Source organism: Nitrospira sp. (genome assembly GCA_029194535.1).
Lineage (GTDB): Bacteria > Nitrospirota > Nitrospiria > Nitrospirales > Nitrospiraceae > Nitrospira_C.
In genome coordinates, this window is record JARFXR010000001.1 from 2033810 (window position 1) to 2054596 (window position 20787).

20 protein-coding genes are annotated in these 20787 nt (G+C 60.1%); 6 read left to right on the plus strand and 14 right to left on the minus strand.

All coding sequences use genetic code 11. The features are described 5' to 3' along the window. Positions 1–100: 100 nt before the first annotated feature. From P0111_09355 to P0111_09375, 5 genes are all read right to left on the minus strand, one after another. Positions 101–754 carry a TMEM175 family protein gene (locus tag P0111_09355; GenBank protein ID MDF0644226.1) on the minus strand — a complete coding sequence of 218 codons (654 nt, stop codon included), beginning with the start codon at positions 752–754 and terminating at the stop codon, positions 101–103. Between the two features lie 22 nt (positions 755–776). After that, positions 777–1445 (minus strand): hypothetical protein, encoded by a 669-nt coding sequence (locus P0111_09360; GenBank protein MDF0644227.1) that lies wholly within the window; start codon positions 1443–1445, stop codon positions 777–779. Between the two features lie 13 nt (positions 1446–1458). Further along, positions 1459–4017, minus strand: coding sequence for a heavy metal translocating P-type ATPase (locus P0111_09365; protein ID MDF0644228.1), 2559 nt, complete (start codon positions 4015–4017; stop codon positions 1459–1461). Positions 4018–4178: 161 nt separating this feature from the next. After that, on the minus strand, positions 4179–4400 hold the full coding sequence (locus tag P0111_09370) for a DUF5132 domain-containing protein (protein MDF0644229.1): 222 nt from the start codon (positions 4398–4400) through the stop codon (positions 4179–4181). 214 nt (positions 4401–4614) lie between these two features. Then, on the minus strand, positions 4615–4884 hold the full coding sequence (locus tag P0111_09375; GenBank protein ID MDF0644230.1) for a hypothetical protein: 270 nt from the start codon (positions 4882–4884) through the stop codon (positions 4615–4617). A 208-nt stretch (positions 4885–5092) separates the two neighbouring features. Here P0111_09375 and P0111_09380 point away from each other — a divergent pair, with 208 nt between their 5' ends. Beyond that, positions 5093–5881 carry a ParA family protein gene (locus P0111_09380; GenBank protein ID MDF0644231.1) on the plus strand — a complete coding sequence of 263 codons (789 nt, stop codon included), beginning with the start codon at positions 5093–5095 and terminating at the stop codon, positions 5879–5881. Positions 5882–5916: 35 nt separating this feature from the next. Then, positions 5917–6237 (plus strand): hypothetical protein, encoded by a 321-nt coding sequence (locus tag P0111_09385; protein MDF0644232.1) that lies wholly within the window; start codon positions 5917–5919, stop codon positions 6235–6237. A gap of 125 nt (positions 6238–6362) precedes the next feature. Here the strand turns inward: P0111_09385 and cax are convergent, their stop codons facing one another. Together cax and P0111_09395 are read right to left on the minus strand one after the other, a co-directional pair. Next, positions 6363–7421 (minus strand): calcium/proton exchanger, encoded by a 1059-nt coding sequence (cax, locus tag P0111_09390; protein MDF0644233.1) that lies wholly within the window; start codon positions 7419–7421, stop codon positions 6363–6365. A gap of 22 nt (positions 7422–7443) precedes the next feature. Beyond that, on the minus strand, positions 7444–8859 hold the full coding sequence (locus P0111_09395) for a TolC family protein (GenBank protein MDF0644234.1): 1416 nt from the start codon (positions 8857–8859) through the stop codon (positions 7444–7446). 375 nt (positions 8860–9234) lie between these two features. On the opposite strand from P0111_09395, the gene P0111_09400 reads away from it, so the two are divergent. Next, positions 9235–9936, plus strand: coding sequence for a hypothetical protein (locus P0111_09400; protein ID MDF0644235.1), 702 nt, complete (start codon positions 9235–9237; stop codon positions 9934–9936). A gap of 25 nt (positions 9937–9961) precedes the next feature. Here the strand turns inward: P0111_09400 and P0111_09405 are convergent, their stop codons facing one another. Then, positions 9962–11209 (minus strand): DUF445 domain-containing protein, encoded by a 1248-nt coding sequence (locus P0111_09405; protein MDF0644236.1) that lies wholly within the window; start codon positions 11207–11209, stop codon positions 9962–9964. Positions 11210–11769: 560 nt separating this feature from the next. On the opposite strand from P0111_09405, the gene P0111_09410 reads away from it, so the two are divergent. Next, positions 11770–12342 (plus strand): OmpA family protein, encoded by a 573-nt coding sequence (locus P0111_09410; GenBank protein ID MDF0644237.1) that lies wholly within the window; start codon positions 11770–11772, stop codon positions 12340–12342. 30 nt (positions 12343–12372) lie between these two features. Here P0111_09410 and P0111_09415 read toward each other — a convergent pair whose 3' ends face one another. Beyond that, positions 12373–12909 carry a DUF3015 domain-containing protein gene (locus tag P0111_09415; GenBank protein ID MDF0644238.1) on the minus strand — a complete coding sequence of 179 codons (537 nt, stop codon included), beginning with the start codon at positions 12907–12909 and terminating at the stop codon, positions 12373–12375. A 341-nt stretch (positions 12910–13250) separates the two neighbouring features. Between P0111_09415 and P0111_09420 the strand changes: the two genes are divergently transcribed. Then, positions 13251–13589, plus strand: a complete 339-nt coding sequence (locus P0111_09420) for a BON domain-containing protein (GenBank protein MDF0644239.1) — start codon at positions 13251–13253, stop codon at positions 13587–13589. A 293-nt stretch (positions 13590–13882) separates the two neighbouring features. On the opposite strand, the gene P0111_09425 is transcribed toward P0111_09420, so the two are convergent. Next, on the minus strand, positions 13883–14356 hold the full coding sequence (locus P0111_09425; protein MDF0644240.1) for a hypothetical protein: 474 nt from the start codon (positions 14354–14356) through the stop codon (positions 13883–13885). A gap of 114 nt (positions 14357–14470) precedes the next feature. After that, on the minus strand, positions 14471–15724 hold the full coding sequence (locus P0111_09430) for an NnrS family protein (GenBank protein ID MDF0644241.1): 1254 nt from the start codon (positions 15722–15724) through the stop codon (positions 14471–14473). Between the two features lie 156 nt (positions 15725–15880). Between P0111_09430 and P0111_09435 the strand changes: the two genes are divergently transcribed. Beyond that, positions 15881–18310: a fatty acid cis/trans isomerase gene (locus P0111_09435; protein MDF0644242.1), complete on the plus strand. Its 2430-nt coding sequence runs from the start codon at positions 15881–15883 to the stop codon at positions 18308–18310. Positions 18311–18323: 13 nt separating this feature from the next. On the opposite strand, the gene P0111_09440 is transcribed toward P0111_09435, so the two are convergent. From P0111_09440 to P0111_09450, 3 genes are all read right to left on the minus strand, one after another. Then, complete coding sequence (locus P0111_09440; GenBank protein ID MDF0644243.1) at positions 18324–18959, minus strand: hypothetical protein; 636 nt, start codon at positions 18957–18959, stop codon at positions 18324–18326. Positions 18960–19210: 251 nt separating this feature from the next. Beyond that, complete coding sequence (locus P0111_09445; GenBank protein MDF0644244.1) at positions 19211–20191, minus strand: kelch repeat-containing protein; 981 nt, start codon at positions 20189–20191, stop codon at positions 19211–19213. Positions 20192–20245: 54 nt separating this feature from the next. Beyond that, a complete protein-coding gene (locus P0111_09450; GenBank protein MDF0644245.1) occupies positions 20246–20653 on the minus strand; it encodes a hypothetical protein in 408 nt (135 codons plus the stop codon). Positions 20654–20787: the final 134 nt, after the last annotated feature.

Below are 20787 nucleotides of genomic sequence, written 5' to 3' on the forward strand. Positions count from 1 at the left end.
ATCCCCCTGCCTCGTGGGATTTCCCAACGACAATGCGTCAATAATTCAAAATAGTCTTACAGGTGGAGTGAGCGAGAAATGAGCTCAAGAACTCACCCGATTAAATTTCTTGATGAGTGCGGCGATCTTGGGATCGAGACAGGCGGGTTAATAGGATGAGGTCTCGCAACGGGAGGACGAGCCAGAAAAGGAGCGCGACCTCAATGCTCAGGAAGGACAGAACAATACTCCCTAGCGCGACTCCAGGACCTGTATAGGCTGTCCACCAAGGGATTTCAGCCCAGGTTCCGTCCGATTCCTTGTTTCGCCATTCTTCTCTTGCCAGCACGTAATGTCCGAGCACGGTCAGCGACAATGACGACAATCCAAGATTGGAAGAAAAGATGATCGCGGCGATGCGATCGCCCTCATAATGGCCGATCAAGGAAGCCGCGTAGGGCGTCAGCGAAATAAAGAACAGATGGACAAGGTTCAACCCCAGAGCCCATTCGTCACACAGGACCGCCGACTGGAAGATCCGGTGATGATTGACCCAGAAGCGGGCGATCAGAAGAAATCCGACGGTGTAGGCGACAAAGTTGGGAACTTGCTGGACCAAGTCCTGCGTCAGCTCGGAATCGGTGATCCCTGGAACTTCCGGAACTTTGAGATCCAACACGAGCAGGGTGAGGGCGATCGCATACACGCCATCCGAAACGGCGCAGAGGCGTTCATGTGTGTGCGAGCGTTTCAGAAACAGGTGCAGGGTTTTCACAAGCAGTCGTCAGCCTCGACGGTCACGGCACCTTGCAAACAGAATTCTCCGCTTTCGTTTTAGGAACCTGCGCGCTAGCTCCAGACCCGTCTCCTGCTTTCGAGATGCCGGCCTTGGCAAAAAAGTAACTTCCCAAGATCAGGAACGGGATACCTGGAACCAGGGGCACCGGTACCAGAATGGCTCCCACAATCATGCTCACATATCCCGCCGTCCAATAGCCAGATTTGGCCTGTTCGCCTGTCTGAACCGCGCCATTGGAATCAGAACTGTCGTAGGTCTTCAGGAATCGCCACGGTTGCAGCCAGTCCCTTGACGACGAGCCGGCTGCATGCGCGTCGTCAGCCGAGGTAGCCGAGGCGCTTCGCTCGAGATCTTCGTGAGTACGACTTTCAAGGAACCTGCGCAGCGACTGCGAGTTCCACAACGTCGGTTCGTACACCACCGTCACGCTGTTGCATCCCGTGTTGACCGCGACCTCAATGACGCCGGTTTGACCTGAGAGCAACGCTTGAAGGCCCTTCCCCAGCTGAGAGTAGGCCTTGAGCGCCGGTACGCGGAGCCGGATACGACCTGGAAGAGAATGGATGACACGAGTGGCGGCCAAAGGTGTGTCAGACTCAGGCGCGAGGGAGTGATTGCTCTCCCTGTCAGCCGGCACATCGGATGCGCTCAAATCCTCGATGGCCATTTGTATGACCTGATCATCCGGCGAGGATCACCTTCTCATCCACAGGAGCGGGTAAGGGCCTTACGGTTTCACGCGCCGTGCAGATGACCTTGACGGGCCGCTGTTCCATGATTGGACGGAGGCCGTTCATCGTCGCGATGATCGCCGAGCCGTTGCTGAGCAAGGTGGCTCCGATCGGTCCGAGTAGGCCGATGACGGCCAGGCCGAGGGCGATTGTGTTGGGAATGGAGATAATTTTCCAGTTTTGCTGGATCAACGACACGGTTTCTCGTCCGATGTCGATCGCGAGCGGAACCTTCCAAAGACCACCATGCAAGAGGACCACCGGAGCCGTTTCCCTGGCCGCCTCCGTCCCGCCTTCGACCGCGATGCCCACATCGGCATATGCCAGCATCGGGGAATCGTTGATCCCATCCCCGACCACGGCCACCTTGTAACCCTGTGATTGGAGGCGCTCGACCGTTTTGGACTTTTCGCCCGGGAACACCTCCGCCTCGTATTCCGTGATGCCGATCTCTTCGGCAACCTGCCGCGCGACATCTTTGTGATCACCCGTCAGCATGACGATGTGCTTGATGCCGCGTTCGCGCAGCGCCTGGACGACCTCTTGCGCTTCCGGTCGCAAGGGATCAGAGATCGCGAGGAGACCGATGATCGATCCGTCCCGCGCGACACAGAGCGGCGAGACCGCACGTCGCTGCAGATCCGCGATGCGCTCTCCCGCGTCCGATGAGAAGGTCACGCCGCGTTGCGTCATGAACCGAGGACTGCCGACAAGGATGACTGCGCCGTTGACAAGGGCCTCGACTCCGAGGCCCAAGGTATACTCCGAAGCCGTGCGCTCAGGAATCGTCAGACGTCTCGTCTCAGCCGCCCGAACAACGGCGTCGGCCACGGGATGTGTCAGGCGCAGCTCTGCCGAGGCGGCCAAAGCCAAGACCTCGTCGGAGGTCCAGGATTCAAACGGCACCACCTCGATGACATCCGGATGCCCTGTGGTGAGCGTGCCGGTCTTGTCGAAGACGACCGCATCGACTTCTGCCAGAGTTTCGAGGTGCCGCCCTCCTTTGATCAGAATACCGTTCCGGATCGCCTTCGTCATGGCGGACAGCACCGTTGTCGGTGCGGCGATTCGAATCCCGGTTCCGTAATCGACGATCAGCACCGCGGCCGCACCGGGGATCCCGCCGCCGCCGGCTGCGGCGAACGCGCCGCCCAGGAAGCTGTAGGGCACAAGATCATTCGCCCACTTGACGGCGTAATTCTGTATTTTGGTTTCGCGAGCCGGCGCAGCCTCGACGAGACGTAGAATCTGGCCCGCCTCGGTTTCGTTTCCGATGCGCTCGGCGCAAATATACAGCTTTCCTTCTCGAACGACCGTCGCGGCGTACACGAGGCTACCCTCTTCCTTCTCAACCGGGACCGATTCACCGGTAAGAGCGGCCTGGTCCACCAGGGCTTTGCCGCTGAGCACCGTGCCATCCACGGCAATGCGCTCACCCGGATAGACAACCACTGTCTCGCCGAGCCGAACCTCCGTCACGTTGACACGTATTTTTTGACCGTCCCGCACCACCCAGGCTTCGATGTTCTGATAGCCCAGGATCTCCTCGATCGCCTTCTTGGAACGCATCATCGTCAGGTCTCGTATCCAGTCGGCGACGTTGATCAGCCAGACCATGAAAAGAGCCATGGGGAAGTTGGCTTGCACGACGAGTAAGGAGGTGGCCGAAGCATCGAGCACATCCACGTTCAGCTTGCCGTCTTCCGACAGCGAGCGATGAGCCCGTTTCAGCATCGGCAATGCGCTAGCCACGAGTAAGACCGGGAGCAACGGAGCCGCCAGGGGTTCCAGCAACAGTGCGAGGCCGATCCCGGCGCTGGAATACCACAGTTCATTACCGGAGGTTTCCCCTTCAGCAGCCGCTCGACCCGATCTCGTTCCGGTGGACTGATACGCGGAGACTTGCTCTACGCCCAACCCCCGTAGCCACGCACAGAGACGCTCGGACGTCCAGAGCGAGGGATCGTACGAGACGGTGACGCTCGCGGACCATTCGCTCACGCTCACTTCGGTGACCCCGGGTTGATCATGGAGGATCCGCTCCATCCCTTGAGACAGGTCGGAGGAAGTCTTGAGCGCGGGGACCCGCAAGCGCACTCGGTCTTGAAGACTGTGCACGATACTCGTATCGGCCAGTGTTCCGATGCCACCGACAGAACCGGGGCCGGTCTCGTGAGGGGAAGAATCACATTGAGGGGCCTGCTTGTCGTCCTGCGGCCGAGCAGTGAGGGAGTTGACTGTCAGACCGCCGAACGTCTGCGGCGCGACGCCCAACGCCGAAGCCATGGATCGCCAGACACCCGCAGACAAGGTAGTGGGCGAATCAAACTGAACGACGAGACTGCCGATACTCGGACTGAGTGATACTTCTCGCACGGAGGGGATGGACTGGAGGCTCTGTTCGATGTGTTGCGCGTATTGGCGATTCCTCTTGAGTCGATCCACGCGGAGCCGCACACGCCCTGGTGACGTATGGATCACAGCCACCGTCGTCTGTTCGACCGCCATGAATCAGTTCTCCTTCCCTCACTGCCCGGTCCGTCCTGTGCTGGGTACCAGTCTTCCTCGGCAACAGAGATTCCCCCCAAGCGGCGATGCCAGGCCGCATGTGGTTCCCTCTCAGCGTACATTCTCGACATCGCCGGCCACGATGACGCGATTTTTGACCGTCACGGTGCTGATTCGTCGTCCTCGACGTCAGGCTCTTTTGGTTGGGGCTCACCGTTCTGTTTGGCCAGATCGGCCTTGGCTTCAGCGACAAGATCTTTGAACTGCTCTCCTGCTTCGGAGGCCGCTTCGGAGACCGAATCGAACAGATACATCCCTCCCTTGATCAGTTCCTTGGCCAAGGGACGCAATGCCGATCCTATGCCTGAAAGAAAATCCGTCATCGGTGTTTCTCCTCTGCATGCGCTTCATGCCGATGACCGGACACGGGGTCTCCCCCCTGCACCGGTTCCACAGCGCCGGCATGCCTTCAGGGCCGTTGGCTTTCCCCAGAACACCCCTTATCTTTTCACACCCTCAGGTGTAGGTGCTTGCCGCCAGCGGTCAAACTATGGTTTTCGACCATGCGGTTGGCGGTCCTACACTCCTGCCGGCTCTCTATTTATGTGCCCCGGTTTTCGCCGGCACCGACGCCGCAGTCGAGGTTGATTTTAGTTCCGCCCTCGCCTCTTGTACCAGATCGCTGAGGACGTTCCCGCTTTCGGAGAATAACGACGCGGCGGAATCCTGAATCACCAATCCGCCCTTGATCACCTCGCGCGCGAGGCTACGGAGAAGCGAGGCGGGGCCTTCAACTAATTTCGGAACAGCCTGGGCGATGACTGCACCAGCGACGACTCCGACCACTCCGGTGATGATCGCTTCCATGAGATACCTCCTTGCCAGCTCTATCGGATTGGATTCAATCAATGCTGACGAATGAGACGGTAGAATAGTAGCCTACTGAAGACTTCGGATGCAATCCTACGCGGATTCATTCGGGAACCATGCACTGATCCACAGACTCGATACTCGCCAAATTCAGTTTCTTCGCCAACTCTGAATCGGATACAATGCCGCACCGAGAGGGCGCAGCATGAGACGAGTCATTGCCGTAATCAATCAAAAGGGCGGGAGCGGCAAAACCACGACAGCCGTGAATCTGGCCGCGGCCCTAGGAAAGCAGGATCGCCGAGTGCTCGTTCTGGACCTCGATCCGCAAGCCTCCGCTTCCAACTGGCTCGGCATCAAGGACGGGGGGCGAGGATTGCTCGATGTCTTGACCGACGGACTTGCCATCGAGAGGCTGGTTCAACCAACGACTGCAGAGGGGGTTGACGTGATCCCCTCCTCGCCGGCATTGGTCGGAGCCGAAAAAGCCCTAGCCGCAGAAATCGGAGCGGAAACGGCATTGCGGCGGAGTCTTGCAACGCTGGAAGGGCCGTGGCACTACATCCTGATCGATTGTCCTCCCACGCTGGGCATTCTGGCGACCAATGCATTAGTGGCAGCCGAGGAAGTACTGGTGCCCGTGGAGTGCCATGTCATGGGGCTTGGTGGACTTGCTCGGCTGATGCAAGCCGTCGACATAATCAAGGTAAGGCTGAACTCCACCATCCGATTTGCAGGCATCGTCGCCTGCCGAGTCGATGCGCGCACCCGTCATGCGCAGGACGTGGTCGAGCAACTGCGCATCCGTTTCGGCCCCCTCGTGTATGAAACGACGATCCGGGAGAATGTTCGTCTTGCGGAATGTCCCTCATTCGGCCAACCCATTACCGCCTATGACCCCTTCTGTTCCGGCTCGGCCGACTATCAGAAGTTGGCCAGCGATGTCAGGAGCCAGGAGAATCGATTCATTGCATCAACAACCAGTCTTGCATGAACGGTCGTGTACCGTCACGAAAGTAAAGGGAGCACATGGCCAAACGCAGAACAATCCGAGACAATCCGCTCGACGCAATCGCGCCGGCTTCTACCGCGGGCCAAGGCGACGAGCCTTCTGCGGAGACGAAGTTCCGGTCCGCCGGCCGAGTCTCCGCCACCAAGACCCCTCAAGCAGCGAGGCCCGCTTCAATCGCGGCCAATCCTGAGAACACCGCGGCTCCCTCTGCCCATTCCATCCGAACAACATCTGCGGCTCAAGGCGATCTCCTCAGGCGAATAGAGTCCGTGGAGGAGAAGAACGAATTGATGAAATGGTTGGTCTACGGAGCCATCGGGCTCGCCTTATTGTTGTGAGCACCCACTCAGCCTCTCCGCGACGGGCTGCAGCAATCCGGTAGGCCGGGCTTGCTCCCCGCATCAGCAATGAGCCGAACCCCTCATCACCTCCGCTAAACCGTCCCGGTTTATCTCCCTATGCCTCAGGCCGGTAAAAAGAAAAATCCGATGCCGAACATCAGGTAAATGGACACCAACATGACGCCCTCCATCCAATGGCACTCGCCGTCGGCTGTGAGGCGACTGACGACGGCGACGGTGAGGGCGATCGCGATAATTTCAAAGTACGTGAAATGGAGGTTCATGGGTTGTCCGACCACGTAGCCGAAGAACACGAGAGCCGGCGCGACGAACAACGCCACCTGCGTGCTTGCGCCGACCGCAATTCCAAACGCCAAATCCATCTGGTCGTTCCTGGCAAATCGCACGGCATTCATCGCTTCTGCGGCATTGCCGATGAGGGCCAGGAAAATCACGCCTGCAAAGATCGGAGTGAATCCAATTGCGGCGGAGGCTGGTTCGATCGCCCCGACCAGTATTTCACTCATGATGGCAATCAGCACCGTGACTCCCGCGAGAACGGCGATGGTCTTGCCCTTGCCCCAACGGCCTTCCTCCTCTTCGACTTGTGTTGTGGTCGGTCCGAACGCACCCGGCTCGGTTTCGATGAGCTGCCGATGGGTTTTGAGCGTGAACACCAAACTCGCGATGTAGGCGAGAAAGAGGACGAGCGAGATTTCCGTGCTCACTTCACGCTCCTTCCCGGTGGCAAAATGAAAGAGTGCCGGGATGAGCAGGCCGATTGCTGCCACGAACAGCAGTCCTCCGTTCACGCCTGCAACCGTCTTATTGAACTTTTGGCGGACACGCCCCCACCCTCCGACGATCATCGACAGGCCAAGTGAGAACAACAAATTTCCGAGAATTGATCCGGTGATGGACGCCTTCACGACATCACTCAGTCCCTCCTTCAGGGCGAAGCCGGAGATAATGAGTTCCGGCGCGTTCCCGAGGGAGGCGCTCATCAATCCGCCGATGGTGGCTCCGACATAAATCGACAGCTGCTCCGTCGCCTGCCCCATCAATCCGGCCAGCGGGACGATGGCGAGCGCGGAGGCACAAAAGACGGCAATGGGGTTGGCCTCGTACCAGTCCAACGCCAGCGCGACCGGGATGAACACCAGCAACAGATTCAGACCCATTGTCCGTCCTGTTCCGTGGGCATCAGAGCATGAGATTGCGCCCGGTCGATCGTTCGAGCCGCAACAAATTTTCGTAGTAACCGAAGAGCGCTTCTAAATGACTGATCTCCGTGTCACCGTAAGAGCGACGCGCGTTTTCCAAATCCAGGATGCCGATGTCGTTCTTGGCATAGCCTTCCTGCGCTGATTGGAATACCGTGGTGGCCCGATCGATGGCCCCGCTTGTCGCATCGACAAGTCTCTTTGCGTGTAGGATGTTGCGATAGGCGACACCGACTTCGTTTTGGATCTGAACCAGAGCCTTTTCCACCTCGGCTTCGGCCGCTCGTGTAGCCACTTCGGCTTCCACGATACCGCCTTGATTCCGGTTGAAAACCGGAAGGGGCACACTCAGGCCGAACGCCCATTGCTGCTGGTTGTCTGGACCGTGAGGGCCTTGAACCGCATATCCGAGTTGTGCCGTCACGTTGGGATACGGGATCACTCTGGCCAGTTGCAACTCAGTCTTTCGTTTGTCACGAACGAGCCGTAGCGCCCGAATGTCGGGCCGATTTTCGGATGCGTACTGCATCAGCTCGGCAAGATTCAACTCCAAAGCGCGGTAGATGAGGGGGGTTTCCAAATCGAGCTCGACATCCGGGGACAGTCGCAACATGACTCGGAGGTCGCCCGACGCATCCTCAACCCGTTGCAGATCGCGCAGCACCTCGGCTTCAGTATTCACAGTCAACAATCCCAGCCTGGTCCGCTCCAGTTCCGACGTGAATTGCTTTTTCTTATCCGGTTGAAGCAGTTTGACGAGGATGTTCAAGGCACGTTGGTCGATAGTCAGATGCCCGCGTTGCCGTTGCAGGCGAAAATAATTATCCTTGAGCGTGAAACCCAATTGCCGAACGGCGTCTTCAAACCGGGCCTCGACGGATAGCGCCTCCAATTCGGCCGCACGTATTCTGTAGCCTCTTTTGCCGGCAACCTCGAAAAGCTGACTGACGCTCGGGCCGACGGCGCCGCATGTGCTCATGTGACAACCCTGAGTATAGGAACTCAGTGTGTTGACAGCCAGCGTGGGGTTGGGAAAAAGGCGTGCGGTGATTTGTCGTCCTTTCGCGGCATCGATTCCGTAATGGGCAATGATAAGATCGAGGTTCTGCTTGAGAAACAGGGCCATCGCCTCGTCAAGCGAGAGTTGCATGAAATTCGTTGAGGGAGGAAACGGTCCCCGCTTCGGTGTCAGCTCCGGGTACTGGTCCTGCTTGAAAAGACCTTTGAGTATCTGCTCGATCCAGCTATCGGCCGTTTCCGTGAAATTCGCGGCCCGCACCGGAGCATCCACAACCAACACCGACGAGGCGATAGCCACCAGGAACACCGAGAGCACTGTCGTCTGAAGGATGCAACATCGGATCTTTGCAAATCCGGGTCTGCGCTGATCGTTCATGCGTTACCTCCTCCACCGCCGGCATGAATGGAAATGGCGCTAACGATAGCACAGCCAGCACGGGTGGTGAAGAGATCTTGTCGCCTGAAGGACGACCGTGATATACGCCTGCGAGCGAATCAGTGCGCAAAACTTCTTCGAGGTGTGTGCGTGAGGTTGCACGGCACTCTGTACGAGATCACGGATATCACGTCGTTCGTGCGGCAGTACGTCACCAACAGATCTCAACCGAGCGCGGACAGTATGAGTGCTGTTTCAAACGCACGGGTCAATCTCAACCTCCCGCTCAACCGTTCGAACCAAGCCGGTCGATTCCCCCCATCTGTCGCAGAGTCAATCACTGATGGCTCCGGCCGATTTGAGTTGGATGTCTCGATGTCCTCTGGTGCTTCCATCTTTCTGTCCGCATCGGTCCAGGCGGAGGACTCTGAGCGCACGGGACACGAGCAGCACCCCGGCTGTTGGTACCGCTCCTCCCCGTTTGCGCTCGGATCCATCGACCGCATACAGCAGGATATCTATATCGCTCGTATCGCCGTTCCACGCGAGGCCGGTTTTTCGCAAGCCCAATTGGCCGCCGCTCTGGCTGAAACGCAGAAAGAAGTCGCAGATCTTGAGTGGATCAAGGGCAGGATCAGATCTGACGGGATCACGCTGAGCTGCGGCGGGAAAGGCGCCAAGGCGTCAGGCAGGCTCATGCTCAATCCTCACAGGTCCGACGATCTGTCCAAAAGCTTGGACCACTCGGTCGAAGATTTTCACCTGGAGCTGCCAGGCCCGGCTTGGTTGGTCGGTCTCGTGATCTCAAAGGATGCTGTTGAGGCTTCCCTCCGAACCGGCCTTGCTGATCTTGCCGGCGAGATCAGCAGGCAACTGAAGCTGAGCGCGATCAACCTGTTTTCCGCTCGGCTCCAGCCGTCGGATCCGGCAGCGCTCGACAGGGTTGTGTCGGAGGCCACACTCTCATTCAGTCGTCTTCACTACGAGGCCATTCCCGTCGCCGGACCATCGAAAGCGTCCCGCACGATAGTGGGTGAGGCATGCTTCGGATTTCCCGGATCGATTGGGACAGAGTAGACAGGATGCTCATGGCTTGCCCCTCTTACATCTTGCTGAAAAGCATCGCGACGGCATAGAGGAGAAGGCCGATCATCCCCCCGACCACTGTTCCGTTGATGCGAATGAATTGCAGATCTTTGCCGACCTCTCGCTCGATCGTTTCCACCATGTGCGCGATAGACCAATCGCGGACCGTGTTGGTGACGAGTTCGCCGATTCTGTCTCGGTGCCTCGTGGCAAGATCGACCACCAGATTCTGTAACCCCTCTTGAAATAATCTCACGACGTCCTCATCTCGCTTGAGCGTGTCGCCGAGACCGGCCAATGCTGCATCGAGATAGGCGCGGGTCTCCGAATGCTCCTGCTTCAAATCCACGAGCAGCCAGTGCTTCAGGCGGTGCCAGGAATGGTCGATGACCTGCAGCAGAATAGGAGATGTCAACAACTCCTTGATCGCCGTGACCTGCTGCGACCCATCGTGAGAGGATACGAACCACTGCTCCGCGCTCTGCCTCACGGAATCGTCCGGATGATCCTGCACGTCCCGTAACACCGAGCGAAACCACCCGATCATCCGCCTGGCGACTCGCTTGTCGAGATGCACCAAGCTGAGCAATCGCGACCAAGGCAGTTTCTGAGCGACCATGTTGGACAAGGGATCTCGATGCCTATCGACATATTCGATGGCGAGGGCCAGCGCGTCGTTGAATAACCGATCGCGTTGGAGGCTGTGCAAGACACTCGAAACGAGCTGTCGCGTCAGCGGCGCCACCGTCAGACCATCGAGCAACCTGGTCGCAAGGTGACGGATGAACCGCTGCACGGCCGCATCCTCAGAAACTTCGAGCATGCGGGCCAGCAAGCCGGCGAGTTCCTGGGTGAGCGCCTCTCTCCGCCGTGGATCGACGAGCACTGCCGTCAATTCTTCCGGAATGTGCCACGACTCCACCAGTCTGCCGATAGCCTCCGGGGTGACCAGCTTGCGTTGAGTCAGACTTCCAATACTCGAGGCGATGCGATCCTTGTTGCGCGGGATGATTTCGGTGTGTGGGATGGGCAATCCCATGGGTCGCTTGAACAGCGCCGTGACGGCATACCAGTCGGCAAGCGCACCGATCATGGCCGCTTCAGCAAACGCGCGGAGCCAGCCCAGCATCGGATATCGCTGTTCGCCCAAGAGCGCGACGAAGAACAACACCGCCATGAACAGCAGAAGTCCCGTCGCGAGCAGTCGTGTACGCCGAAACGCGGCCGAGGGGTCGTCCCCGATCATCGGATAGTCGCCGTCCATTGGAGACCTCATCATCTCGATGTCGAAGGACCCTACCACAGTGTCGGGTGCAGTTCGACCGTAGCCTGGTGCGGGGCGAGGGATATTCTCGGTGGCTCCGTCACCTCGGATTGCCGAGCACCTGCCGAAGCACTTCTGCCTCATGCCGAGACCCGGTTCAAACAAGCAGCGAAGCGCCTTCGCCGCACGAAGTCGTTCGAGCTTGACCATCTCAGCTGTGAAACGGAGCAAGTCCACCACAGCGCGACCAGGCGATCCGGGTTCAGCGGTCGGCCACGGCGGGGAGAAGGGCGGAATTGTGATGACTCGACCGGCGACAAACGTCGAACTGCTGTACAAGTCCGGCGCAGCCGTCTACCGTATACATCCATGAGCCGGGGCATACGGCAGGTTTCAGTCCACCGGCCGGTGGCGGGACGAACGGTGGAATTCTGAAAGTTTCCCACAGGACCGAGGTCGGGTGGTCGGATCGGCCGTCCGGACCAGTGATGAGAAGCAATGGCACTGTCTTTGCTTTCTCCAGTCAGACTAGGTGTGTTGAGAAGGAGGCATAAGGAGGCATGATGAAAAAGTCCACCGAGATCGCGCTGATGGGGATTCTGGCTGTGACGGTTTTGAGCCTGCAGGCTTGCAGCAGTCTCTATGGATCCGGCACCGGTGACGAACAGGCATCTCGTAGAGAGCGGATCGACGAGCCTGTCATTAAGCACATCGCGCCGGCCGATCCGAGCACGGCTTCCCGGCGGTCCGGTCCGACGATGCGCGCGGAGTTGGCGGCCAGAAATGACACGGGGATGTCCAAGGGCTCACTGCTGGACGTGCTGTTCGATTTCGACCGGTACACGATTCGACCCGACGCGGTTCCGGTGCTGGAGGCCAACGCCAAGCGCCTGCGTCGGGAGGGAGTCGCGGGCCTGCTGCTTGAAGGACGGGGAGACGAAATCGGAACCGCCGCCTACAACATGGTGTTGGGGGAAATGCGCGCCAGAAACGTGAAACATTACCTCGAGGACCTCGGATTAGACGTCGAGGTCGATACGACCAGCTACGGAAAGGACCGCCCCCTATGCTTCCGGCACGATGAGGATTGCATGCAGGTCAACCGGAGCGTGCATTTCGTCGTCAAACCGTAGGCCTGCCGTCAGCGGTCTTTTCTCCTTCCCTCAGTTCGGTCCTCCTACATCCTCGCCGACGAACGACAGGTGGGCGAGCGCGGGGCGTTCCGCCATCGCGGTCTGCAACACCTTGAGCAGTGTGATCGCCGTCGCGTCCTCCGGTCCGACCAGGCTTTGATACCGCTCTTGGACGAGCGCGAAGAATGCCGGCTGCGCCTCCTCCGGTACCCCGAGCAGCGTCGCCAGCGACGCCAGATGTTCGCCTGTCCCACGAGCCATGTCCTCGGCCAGACGATCGAAGGCATGACTGGCGATGTTGATGTGCTTGTTTTTCATAATCACGCCGTCGTTGCTGCAGCCGGATGTGCCGGAGGAGATGCCGAACGTCTGGCTGCCGAACGTGGCGTTCGTCGTGGCCATCATCACCTGGGGCGCGATCTGCTTTGGATTCCCATAGTCCGTCCAGGCGAGCTTACCCAGACCGCACCCCGGACCGTTGTCCGAAACGCTTGCCGCGCGCGCTTCGTGCTGGAACAGCAGCGCACATAAACACAACACTACAGATCCTATCGCTCGGAATTTCATAGATGCCTCCCCGCTCCTGGTGAATCGGTTGATCACCGTCAGATTAGCGCAGCCTCCTTGCTAGTCAAGAAAACACGTGAGCCTGCCGGGCTTCCCAAGGTGGACAGGCTGTCTTGTTCCGGACAATCCGTACTTTCGACTCTGTTTCACCGGCAGAACCTGGTCGTCCGGATCGAAGCCCGGGAGACTGAGCACCGGCGCAATCGAGCGGAAATCATCGGATCGTGCCCGCGTATGGGCTGGAACCGGTCTCAGCCGGTCTTGGCATCGCCTATGCGGGGGGTGATAGCATGAACACAGCAGGAAAATGGTGGGCGTCACCTTGATGGCGAGGTGCGCACATGACACTCCGACAGAAGCGGACGCTGTGGCGGCCGATTCGATGGGTGATGGCGATGGTCGCAGGCTGCACGCTGGCGATGCTGGCGGCCTGCGAGACTCCTCGCGCGACGTCCGATCGATACTTCGACGACGGCGAGATCACCCTCGCCATCGAGTCGAGGTTCGCTTACGAGAAGGTCGTCGATCCTTCGCGAGTCGAGGTCGAGACCAGGAACGGCCTGGTTCACCTGCGTGGCACGGTCGAGACGGCGGATCAACGCACACGAGCAGGAAAAGTGGCGTCGCAAGTCACCGGGGTCACGCGCGTCGACAACGAGTTGGAAATCTACCGCCGCTAGCGGCCGGTCCGGAAGAAGGCCGGCTGAGAAGCATCTCTCAGCCGGAGCGAGTTTGGCGGTGTTGGTGACCCGTGGATCCGTCTCGCCCGCATTATTCATGACGGTTCGTCGCGAAATCGCGGAGCTGCGTCGCGAGACCGGCGCGCGGAGCCGTGAGGGAGGAAGGCATACTCGTGCAGTATGTCGACCGACCGAGCGGCGAGGCCGCCGGCCTGCGTGGCGAAACTCCGCACGCAGGCTTGTCGCAGCAGCGGATCGGCGATTGCAGTAGAAGCGCTCATGAATAATGCGGGCTAGGGAGAGCCGGCTCGTTCTTTGCGATCCCAAAACTGAATCTGCTTTCCAGCCGGCGCCCCGAGATTCGATTCCGGATAATCCGTCTCCACCCTGATGAGCTTCTCGTCCGCGGAGAGTTCCGCCTTGGAGACGCCGATTTCCTTTCCGCCGAATTTAATGATGTTGAGCGTGTGGCGGCCGTCCACCCTGCTGATGCCCATCGTTTGTTTTGAGGGCTTACCGTCGATCAAAACCGGCACATCCCTGCCGTCGAGCGAGGTGACGATCGTTGTATCGCTGGCCCCCGGCGCGCCCGGACCCACGACTTTGTAGGTGATCTTCCAGCCCGACGTCATTTCCTCGATCTTCATCGTGAGCTGGCCGCCCGGCTGATTTTCCCGGAGCACCCAGGTACCCGTCCATGCCGCGTTCTCGGCGCCGGCCGGTGATCCGAAACCAAGAACGAGCAGTAGGAACGCGACACGTTTCATGAGAGCCTCGCTTTCTGGCGACCACGGCCGCGGAGAACCGTCACTTTCACATACTCCCGGCCGGCGGTCAAAGTATATGTCTGCCGAGCCGTGACTGAAAAGCCCCTGTTCTCATTATTCATCCACCGACGGTCGTATGAGCAACAACCCGTAACCGGCGGCGAAAAGCAGATACGCGCCGCTCCAAGCTGCGGCCGACAGTTGGAGGACCGTATGGGTCAGCGCCGTCGGCGCTTCTACCTGTGGGACGAGAATGCGCACCATGGCGCCCATGTTGACCAGCAGATAGATGGCGACCGTCAGCGCGCCGGCCCGCTTCGGTCGTCCCGTATGTCCCAGGCTCGCGCGGGTCATGACGGCGAGAGTCATGGTACCGACCGCGCCTGTGGTCAACGTATGCAGGGCGTTGGCCTGAGGTATCCCCGCCCCGAGCAGCGTGCCTCCGAGCACGAGCAGGGAGCACACGAGCCACCCGTATCCGACGTGAAGGATGAGGACCAGCGGCTCCGTGCGGCCCGCCCACCCGCGCCAGCGCCGGAGGCGCGCAAGATTCATGACACCGGCGGCCATGAACGCCCATCCGGCTATAACGGCGTCGGGACTGGCGATCCACAGGGCGGCGGCGATCAGGATCGATAACATCGAGAGGACGTCGAAGCGCGAAAACTCCGCCGGCAGCGTTGCGGTGCCGGACTGCGCCAGAAATTCGCGGGTCAAAGTCGGCGTGATCCGTCCGCCGATGACCGTCAACAGGAGCATGACCAGGGCGAGGACGAGCCGCTCCGACAAGTCGGTCGGCAGGCCGCGCAGGGCGGTCGCATGAAACAATACATTCGCTGCGGCGTAGAGGCTGATGATGATCGCGATAGGCGTGTGTGCCCAAGCGGACGCGGCGATCAGTTCTCGCCAGAGCAGCGAGGCCAGGAAGATCAGAAATGAGGCATCGAGGGCGGCAACGGCGAGCGGAGAAAGAATCGGTACCGCCAGGCCCAGACGGCCCGTCACCCATAAGAGCCACAGGCCAAGGAGCGGGATGCCGCGCAGCGGCGCGCGTCCGGTCCAGTTCGGGACCGCAGTCAGCAGAAAGCCCGCGATGACGGCCGACAGAAAGCCGAAGAGCATCTCGTGGACGTGCCAATCCCGCGGAGGATAGAGGAAGGAGGCGCTGCCGGTTCCGGCAAACAGCAGAGCCCAGATCGGCACGGCCAGGCCGGCAAACAGCGAAGCCGACAGAAAAAACGGTCGGAATCCGTACGACAGAACAGGGGGGCCGCCGTAAGGCGGGAACGAGGGTTCCTCATCCGCGTCTGCCGCGGGGACCGATGTGCTCGCTTGGACAGTGAGGAGTTTCGACGACACGGGCTGCATGATTTTCCTTGGCGCGTACGGACTTTGTCAATGGTCCGGCACCGCCGTCGCTTCGTTCGACATCGCTCGCGCGCCATGGCGCTCGCACGAGGGACCGCTTCTGCGCCTCGTTGTGCTAGAGTAATCGGCCTGATGTCCGAACAACGACGGAGACCGATGAGCGGGACCAGGTTCAACGGCCGCCATGCCGAAGGCGAAAGCGTGGGTATGGTTCGCAACATGGAGAACGGGCGTCGAATGGTGCTCAGCGCCTGGATCGTGACGATGGTGTTGCTGGCACTGAGCGGCTGCGCCCGATCCGGTCCGTCGAAGCAGGCTGCGGTCCCGGCACCATTGCCTTCGAGCTCGGCGGGGATCGCGACGGTGGATTATTGGCGGGACGTGCAGCCGATTCTGGAACGCCGCTGCGTCGTGTGCCATGGCTGCTACGACGCGCCCTGCCAGTTGAACCTGACCGCGTATGAGGGACTGGCACGCGGGGCCAATAAGAAACCGGTCTATGACGCCATGCGGCTCCTCACGGCGGAGCCGACCAGACTGTTCGAGGATGCCGGCACGGTCGCGGCCTGGCGCGACAAGAAATTCTTCCCGGTCCTGCAGGAAGATGGGAAGGCGACCGAGGAGCAGCGGCGCGCCGGCGTCTTCGCGCGCATGTTGGCGCTCAAGCGGACGCACCCGCTGCCGGACCACCCCATTTTGTCAGACAGCTTCGATCTGTCGCTCGATCGGGACCAGCAATGTCCCACCGACAGCCAGTTCGATGCGTTCGCCCAAAAGTATCCCCTCTGGGGCATGCCCTACGGCTTGCCCGGCCTGATCGACGACGAGTATTACACGCTCATCCGATGGATCCAGCAGGGAGCCCCGTATCGCGTTCCTGATCCGCTTCCGCCCGCGGTCACGACGCAGGTCGATGAATGGGAAGCCTTCCTCAACGGCGAGACTCCGAAGCAGGCCCTCATGAGTCGCTACCTGTACGAGCATCTGCACCTGACCCATCTCTATTTCGACGGGTCTCCGGATCGGCAATGGTTCCGCCTCGTTCGGTCGCGCACGGCGCCAGGCCGGCCGATCGACCAGATCGCGACGCGCCGGCCTTATGACGATCCCGGTGTGGCCAGAGTCTATTACCGCCTCGAACCGGTGCATGCCGGGCTTCTCGCCAAAACGCACATTCCCTACGGGCTGAGCCGGGCGCGGAAGCTACGGTTCACCGAGTTGTTCCTCGACGCACCGTTCGAGGTCCGTTCGCTTCCCGGCTATGAGCCAGGGGTCGCCTCCAACCCCTTCATCGCCTTCCGTGACCTGCCGGTCCGGTCGCGTTACAAGTTTCTCCTGGATGACGCGCAGACCTTCGTCATGCAGTTCATCAAGGGGCCGGTCTGCCGGGGACAGGTCGCGCTGAACGTGATCGACGATCGGTTCTGGATATTCTTCATCGATCCGGACAGCGTCGCGCTCGACGGCAAGGACGCGTATCTGGCCGAAACGAGCGACTATCTGTATCTGCCGACGGCCGAAGGGACAAGCCGGCTCGGCCTGGTTTCCTGGATGAAGTACTCCCGCATGCAGAATGAGTTTCTCAAGGCGAAGCAGGCTTATCTTGAATCGCTCGACCTCAAGGGCGAAGCGGCCGGATTGGCGTTCATCTGGAACGGCCGTGGACAGAATCGGAACGCTGCTCTGACCGTGTTCCGTCATGCGGACAGCGCTTCTGTCGTTCAGGGCCTGGTCGGCGACGATCCGAAAACCGCCTGGCTCATATCCTATGACCTGTTTGAGCGGATCTACTATCTGCTCGTTGCGGGCTTTGACGTCTACGGTTTCTCGGGCCACCAACTCGATACGCGGCTGTACATGGATTTTCTCCGAATGGAGGGAGAATCCAATTTTCTCCTGCTTCTACCCATCAAGGACCGGGAGCGAGAACGGGATTTTTGGTATCGGGACGCGCATGAGTCGGTGAAGGACTACGTTTTGGGGCGCCACATCAACGTCGGGAAGGAAAGCGGGATCCGGTATCAGACGGACCGGCCCAAGCACGAGCTGTTCGACATGCTGGGCCGGCACCTCACCGGCGCGTTGAACCAGGCGTATGACGTGGCGGGCGAGAAAGACTCCGATGTGCGTGAACCACTGCAGGGATTGTCCAAGATCAAGGGGCAGACGCTACAGTGGATGCCGGAAGTCGCTCTGCTCACCGTGACGGACGACCCGGACGGAGCCGGGCGCGAGGACCGACTCTACACACTGCTGCACGACAACGGGTTCAGCAATATCGCCTCGCTCTTCAATACGGAATCTCGCCGCCTGCCCGATGAAGACGGGATCACCGTGGCGCGAGGACTCATCGGCGCCTATCCCAACGCCTTCTATCGGGTGAAGCGGCAGGACCTGCTGGAGTTCATCGCCATGGTGGCCTCGCTCGGCGGCGAAGAGGACTATCGCAAGCTCGCTGAACGATTCGCCCTGCGCCGTACCAACCGGGAGTTCTGGCACCATAGCGACGTGATCCATGAAACCTACCGCCGCACCGACCCCGTCGATGCGGGATCGTTGGACTACAACAGGCTGGAAAACCGGTAAGCCCCTGGCGGCTCTAGCCCGCATTAGAACGTTTTTCTCGTCGGGTGGGCGTCATGTCGGGAGGGGCCGGCAAGGTGAGGCGGTCGCTCAGACGCATATAGGCATGGGCCAGCTCCGGGTCTGAGAGATTCAGCAGGTCGAAACTCTGTAGGCGGTCCCAGCGATAGGTGTAGATGCCGATTACGTCCAGCGTGTATTGGCGGATCGCCTCCCTCCTGCGCGGCCGATCCTCCTCACTGGCGTCATGGGTGCCGGTCCGACTGTCCGGCGCGAAGGTGCCGCTGACCGCGGCTCCGAGCGGAGATGGAATTCCGACTCTGCTGCCTTCCTGTTTCTCTAGGTGTTCCTTTAAGTGGGTTTCGATGTCCTTCACCGAACCGGCGGCGCTGGTCAGGCCCACCCTCCATTGATCCTCCAGATAGCGTGACCGGTCCAATTCCTCACGCGCATAGACGGCCTGCTCCAGGGCCGCATCCTCCTCTCCCGTGTCAAACCGGGCCGCGGCCTTCAAAAGGAACTCCCCGCAGCGTTGCAGCGCCAGGTGCGAACACCCGAGCAGGTATTGACTGATCTCGTTGGTCTTGGTCGAGGAACAGTAGGGACAGGGCCGACCCTTTCCGGAATGACGCAGGAACGAGTCATGGAACATGGGAAGTTACCTTATCGATCGGTCCCAGTCAGTGCTGATACCGAAAGTGTGAGGAGAACACACCCGGAATGTGGTAACAAGCTAACACGTGCAACTCCAATGCCCTTGATCTGAAGTGGAGGTTCCTCTTGGGAACCGAGAGAAATCAGCGGGAATGTGGATGACGATGATGTGGCGTACTACGTGGAGGATGCAGGAGACGAGAATATTTTGATTCAGCGAGGATCTATTCTGATTCTATGAGCAAAGACTCAGTGAGGAGCCGGCGGCGTGAAGATCTCGTGCAGATTGCTGAAAGAGCCGCCAGGGGTTGGACCTCCATCGATGACATGGATCCCTCCCTCGAGCCCGGCGGCTCCCAGACCATGTCGTCCGGTCGGCATCGGGGCCATCGCTTGCCACGTGCGCCTCACCGGATCGAATGCCTCATTCTCGCGGAACGTGCCCTCGGGACCTTCCCCTCCGAACACATAGAGCTTGTCTTTGAGCGAGACTGCCGCGATCCCGCTCCGAGCGGTCGGCAGCGGCGGGGCCGTCTCCCATCGATCCAAGGCAGGATCGTAGCTCTCTGTGACGGCGAGGTTCCGCTGATAGTCCCCGTTGAGCCGACCTCCGATCGCATAGATCTTCCCACCAAGTGTGGTGACAGCCAGATGGTCTCGGGGGGTCGGCAACGACGCCCGAGACACCCACCGGTCGCTGGCCGGATCGTAGGCCTCGACCGCTGCGCTGTTGCCCTTCTCGCCGAAGCCTCCGACCGCGTAGAGCGTTCCGCCGAACTCCGTCACCGCCAAAGCTCCGCGGGCGGTCGGCATGGGTGTCCGCTCGGTCCAGATGTCCGTGCCAGGATCATAGGCATAGACGGAGGCGACCGGTTGCCAGACGCTCAGGCCCGATTGCCTGTAGCCGCCGATTACGTACACGATGCCGCCGGCTACTCCAATGCCCACGTGGTGCAGTCCCATCGGCATGGAGGTTTTTGCCGTCCATCGATCCGATGCAGGGTCGTATTCCTCGAGCGCTGACGTGATCGCCAGTTTGGTGAGGTTACCCAAACCGGGCGGCTCGAATCCTCCCACGACGTAAATCTTGCCGTTCACCGTGGCGGCGACCGCCTCCGTCCGTTTCAGTGGGGCCGGAGCGGCCGTTCGCCAGGTGCCTTGGCCCGGTTCCGGCCTGGCCGGTTCCGCCGCCGGTTGCGTGATCGCCGGCCACGCCAGGAGACAGAACATGACAAGGCAGCCATGTGCCCAAGCGGCTGGTATGGCTCGTTCCCTCAATTGCACTTAGTATCCTCTGCTCGATCCTCCGCCGCGGCCCATGCGGTCGAGCGGCAGGGCATCGTATCGTTGCTTCAGGTCGGGATGCGCGTCGAGAAAGCTCTTCACGCCGGCTTCGTCGGCGAACACTTCCTTGCTGCGCGCGCGGTACTCCTCGACGGTCAAGTCATACTTCGCCAGGACCTTGCCGAGCTTGGCATTGATGTCCGCCCGCATGTCCTGCATCTGTTCGGGCGAGGGCCGTTGCCCCGGGCCGTTGCTCCCCCCGCCGGCGAAATAGTTGGTCATCATCTCCCCGATCTCGATGCGGGCTTTCACAAATTTCTCCACGTCCGCCGGGTCGGCCGCCCAGCCCGATCCGGTCCACAAGAATGCACATAACGCCAAACCGATCGCCCGATGCATGACCGTCATGAATCCCTCACGTTCAATGAATGGTTGATAATCTCGTCGTCCGATCCCTGCGGCAATCCATGCCCTGTGCGGACCACATCAGGAATGGGCGACGAGTGCATCTTACAGGGTTCGGTTCGGTGAAGGAAGAACAG

Excerpts from the sequence above, each read along its gene's own strand:
- P0111_09360 (MDF0644227.1), bottom strand. The coding sequence starts at position 1,445 with ATGGCCATCGAGGATTTGAGCGCATCCGATGTGCCGGCTGACAGGGAG.
- P0111_09365 (MDF0644228.1), bottom strand. The coding sequence starts at position 4,017 with ATGGCGGTCGAACAGACGACGGTGGCTGTGATCCATACGTCACCAGGG.
- P0111_09370 (MDF0644229.1), bottom strand. The coding sequence starts at position 4,400 with ATGACGGATTTTCTTTCAGGCATAGGATCGGCATTGCGTCCCTTGGCC.
- P0111_09375 (MDF0644230.1), bottom strand. The coding sequence starts at position 4,884 with ATGGAAGCGATCATCACCGGAGTGGTCGGAGTCGTCGCTGGTGCAGTC.
- P0111_09380 (MDF0644231.1), top strand. The coding sequence starts at position 5,093 with ATGAGACGAGTCATTGCCGTAATCAATCAAAAGGGCGGGAGCGGCAAA.
- P0111_09385 (MDF0644232.1), top strand. The coding sequence starts at position 5,917 with ATGGCCAAACGCAGAACAATCCGAGACAATCCGCTCGACGCAATCGCG.
- cax (MDF0644233.1), bottom strand. The coding sequence starts at position 7,421 with ATGGGTCTGAATCTGTTGCTGGTGTTCATCCCGGTCGCGCTGGCGTTG.
- P0111_09395 (MDF0644234.1), bottom strand. The coding sequence starts at position 8,859 with ATGAACGATCAGCGCAGACCCGGATTTGCAAAGATCCGATGTTGCATC.
- P0111_09400 (MDF0644235.1), top strand. The coding sequence starts at position 9,235 with ATGTCCTCTGGTGCTTCCATCTTTCTGTCCGCATCGGTCCAGGCGGAG.
- P0111_09405 (MDF0644236.1), bottom strand. The coding sequence starts at position 11,209 with ATGGACGGCGACTATCCGATGATCGGGGACGACCCCTCGGCCGCGTTT.
- P0111_09410 (MDF0644237.1), top strand. The coding sequence starts at position 11,770 with ATGATGAAAAAGTCCACCGAGATCGCGCTGATGGGGATTCTGGCTGTG.
- P0111_09415 (MDF0644238.1), bottom strand. The coding sequence starts at position 12,909 with ATGAAATTCCGAGCGATAGGATCTGTAGTGTTGTGTTTATGTGCGCTG.
- P0111_09420 (MDF0644239.1), top strand. The coding sequence starts at position 13,251 with ATGACACTCCGACAGAAGCGGACGCTGTGGCGGCCGATTCGATGGGTG.
- P0111_09425 (MDF0644240.1), bottom strand. The coding sequence starts at position 14,356 with ATGAAACGTGTCGCGTTCCTACTGCTCGTTCTTGGTTTCGGATCACCG.
- P0111_09430 (MDF0644241.1), bottom strand. The coding sequence starts at position 15,724 with ATGCAGCCCGTGTCGTCGAAACTCCTCACTGTCCAAGCGAGCACATCG.
- P0111_09435 (MDF0644242.1), top strand. The coding sequence starts at position 15,881 with ATGAGCGGGACCAGGTTCAACGGCCGCCATGCCGAAGGCGAAAGCGTG.
- P0111_09440 (MDF0644243.1), bottom strand. The coding sequence starts at position 18,959 with ATGTTCCATGACTCGTTCCTGCGTCATTCCGGAAAGGGTCGGCCCTGT.
- P0111_09445 (MDF0644244.1), bottom strand. The coding sequence starts at position 20,191 with ATGTTCTGTCTCCTGGCGTGGCCGGCGATCACGCAACCGGCGGCGGAA.
- P0111_09450 (MDF0644245.1), bottom strand. The coding sequence starts at position 20,653 with ATGACGGTCATGCATCGGGCGATCGGTTTGGCGTTATGTGCATTCTTG.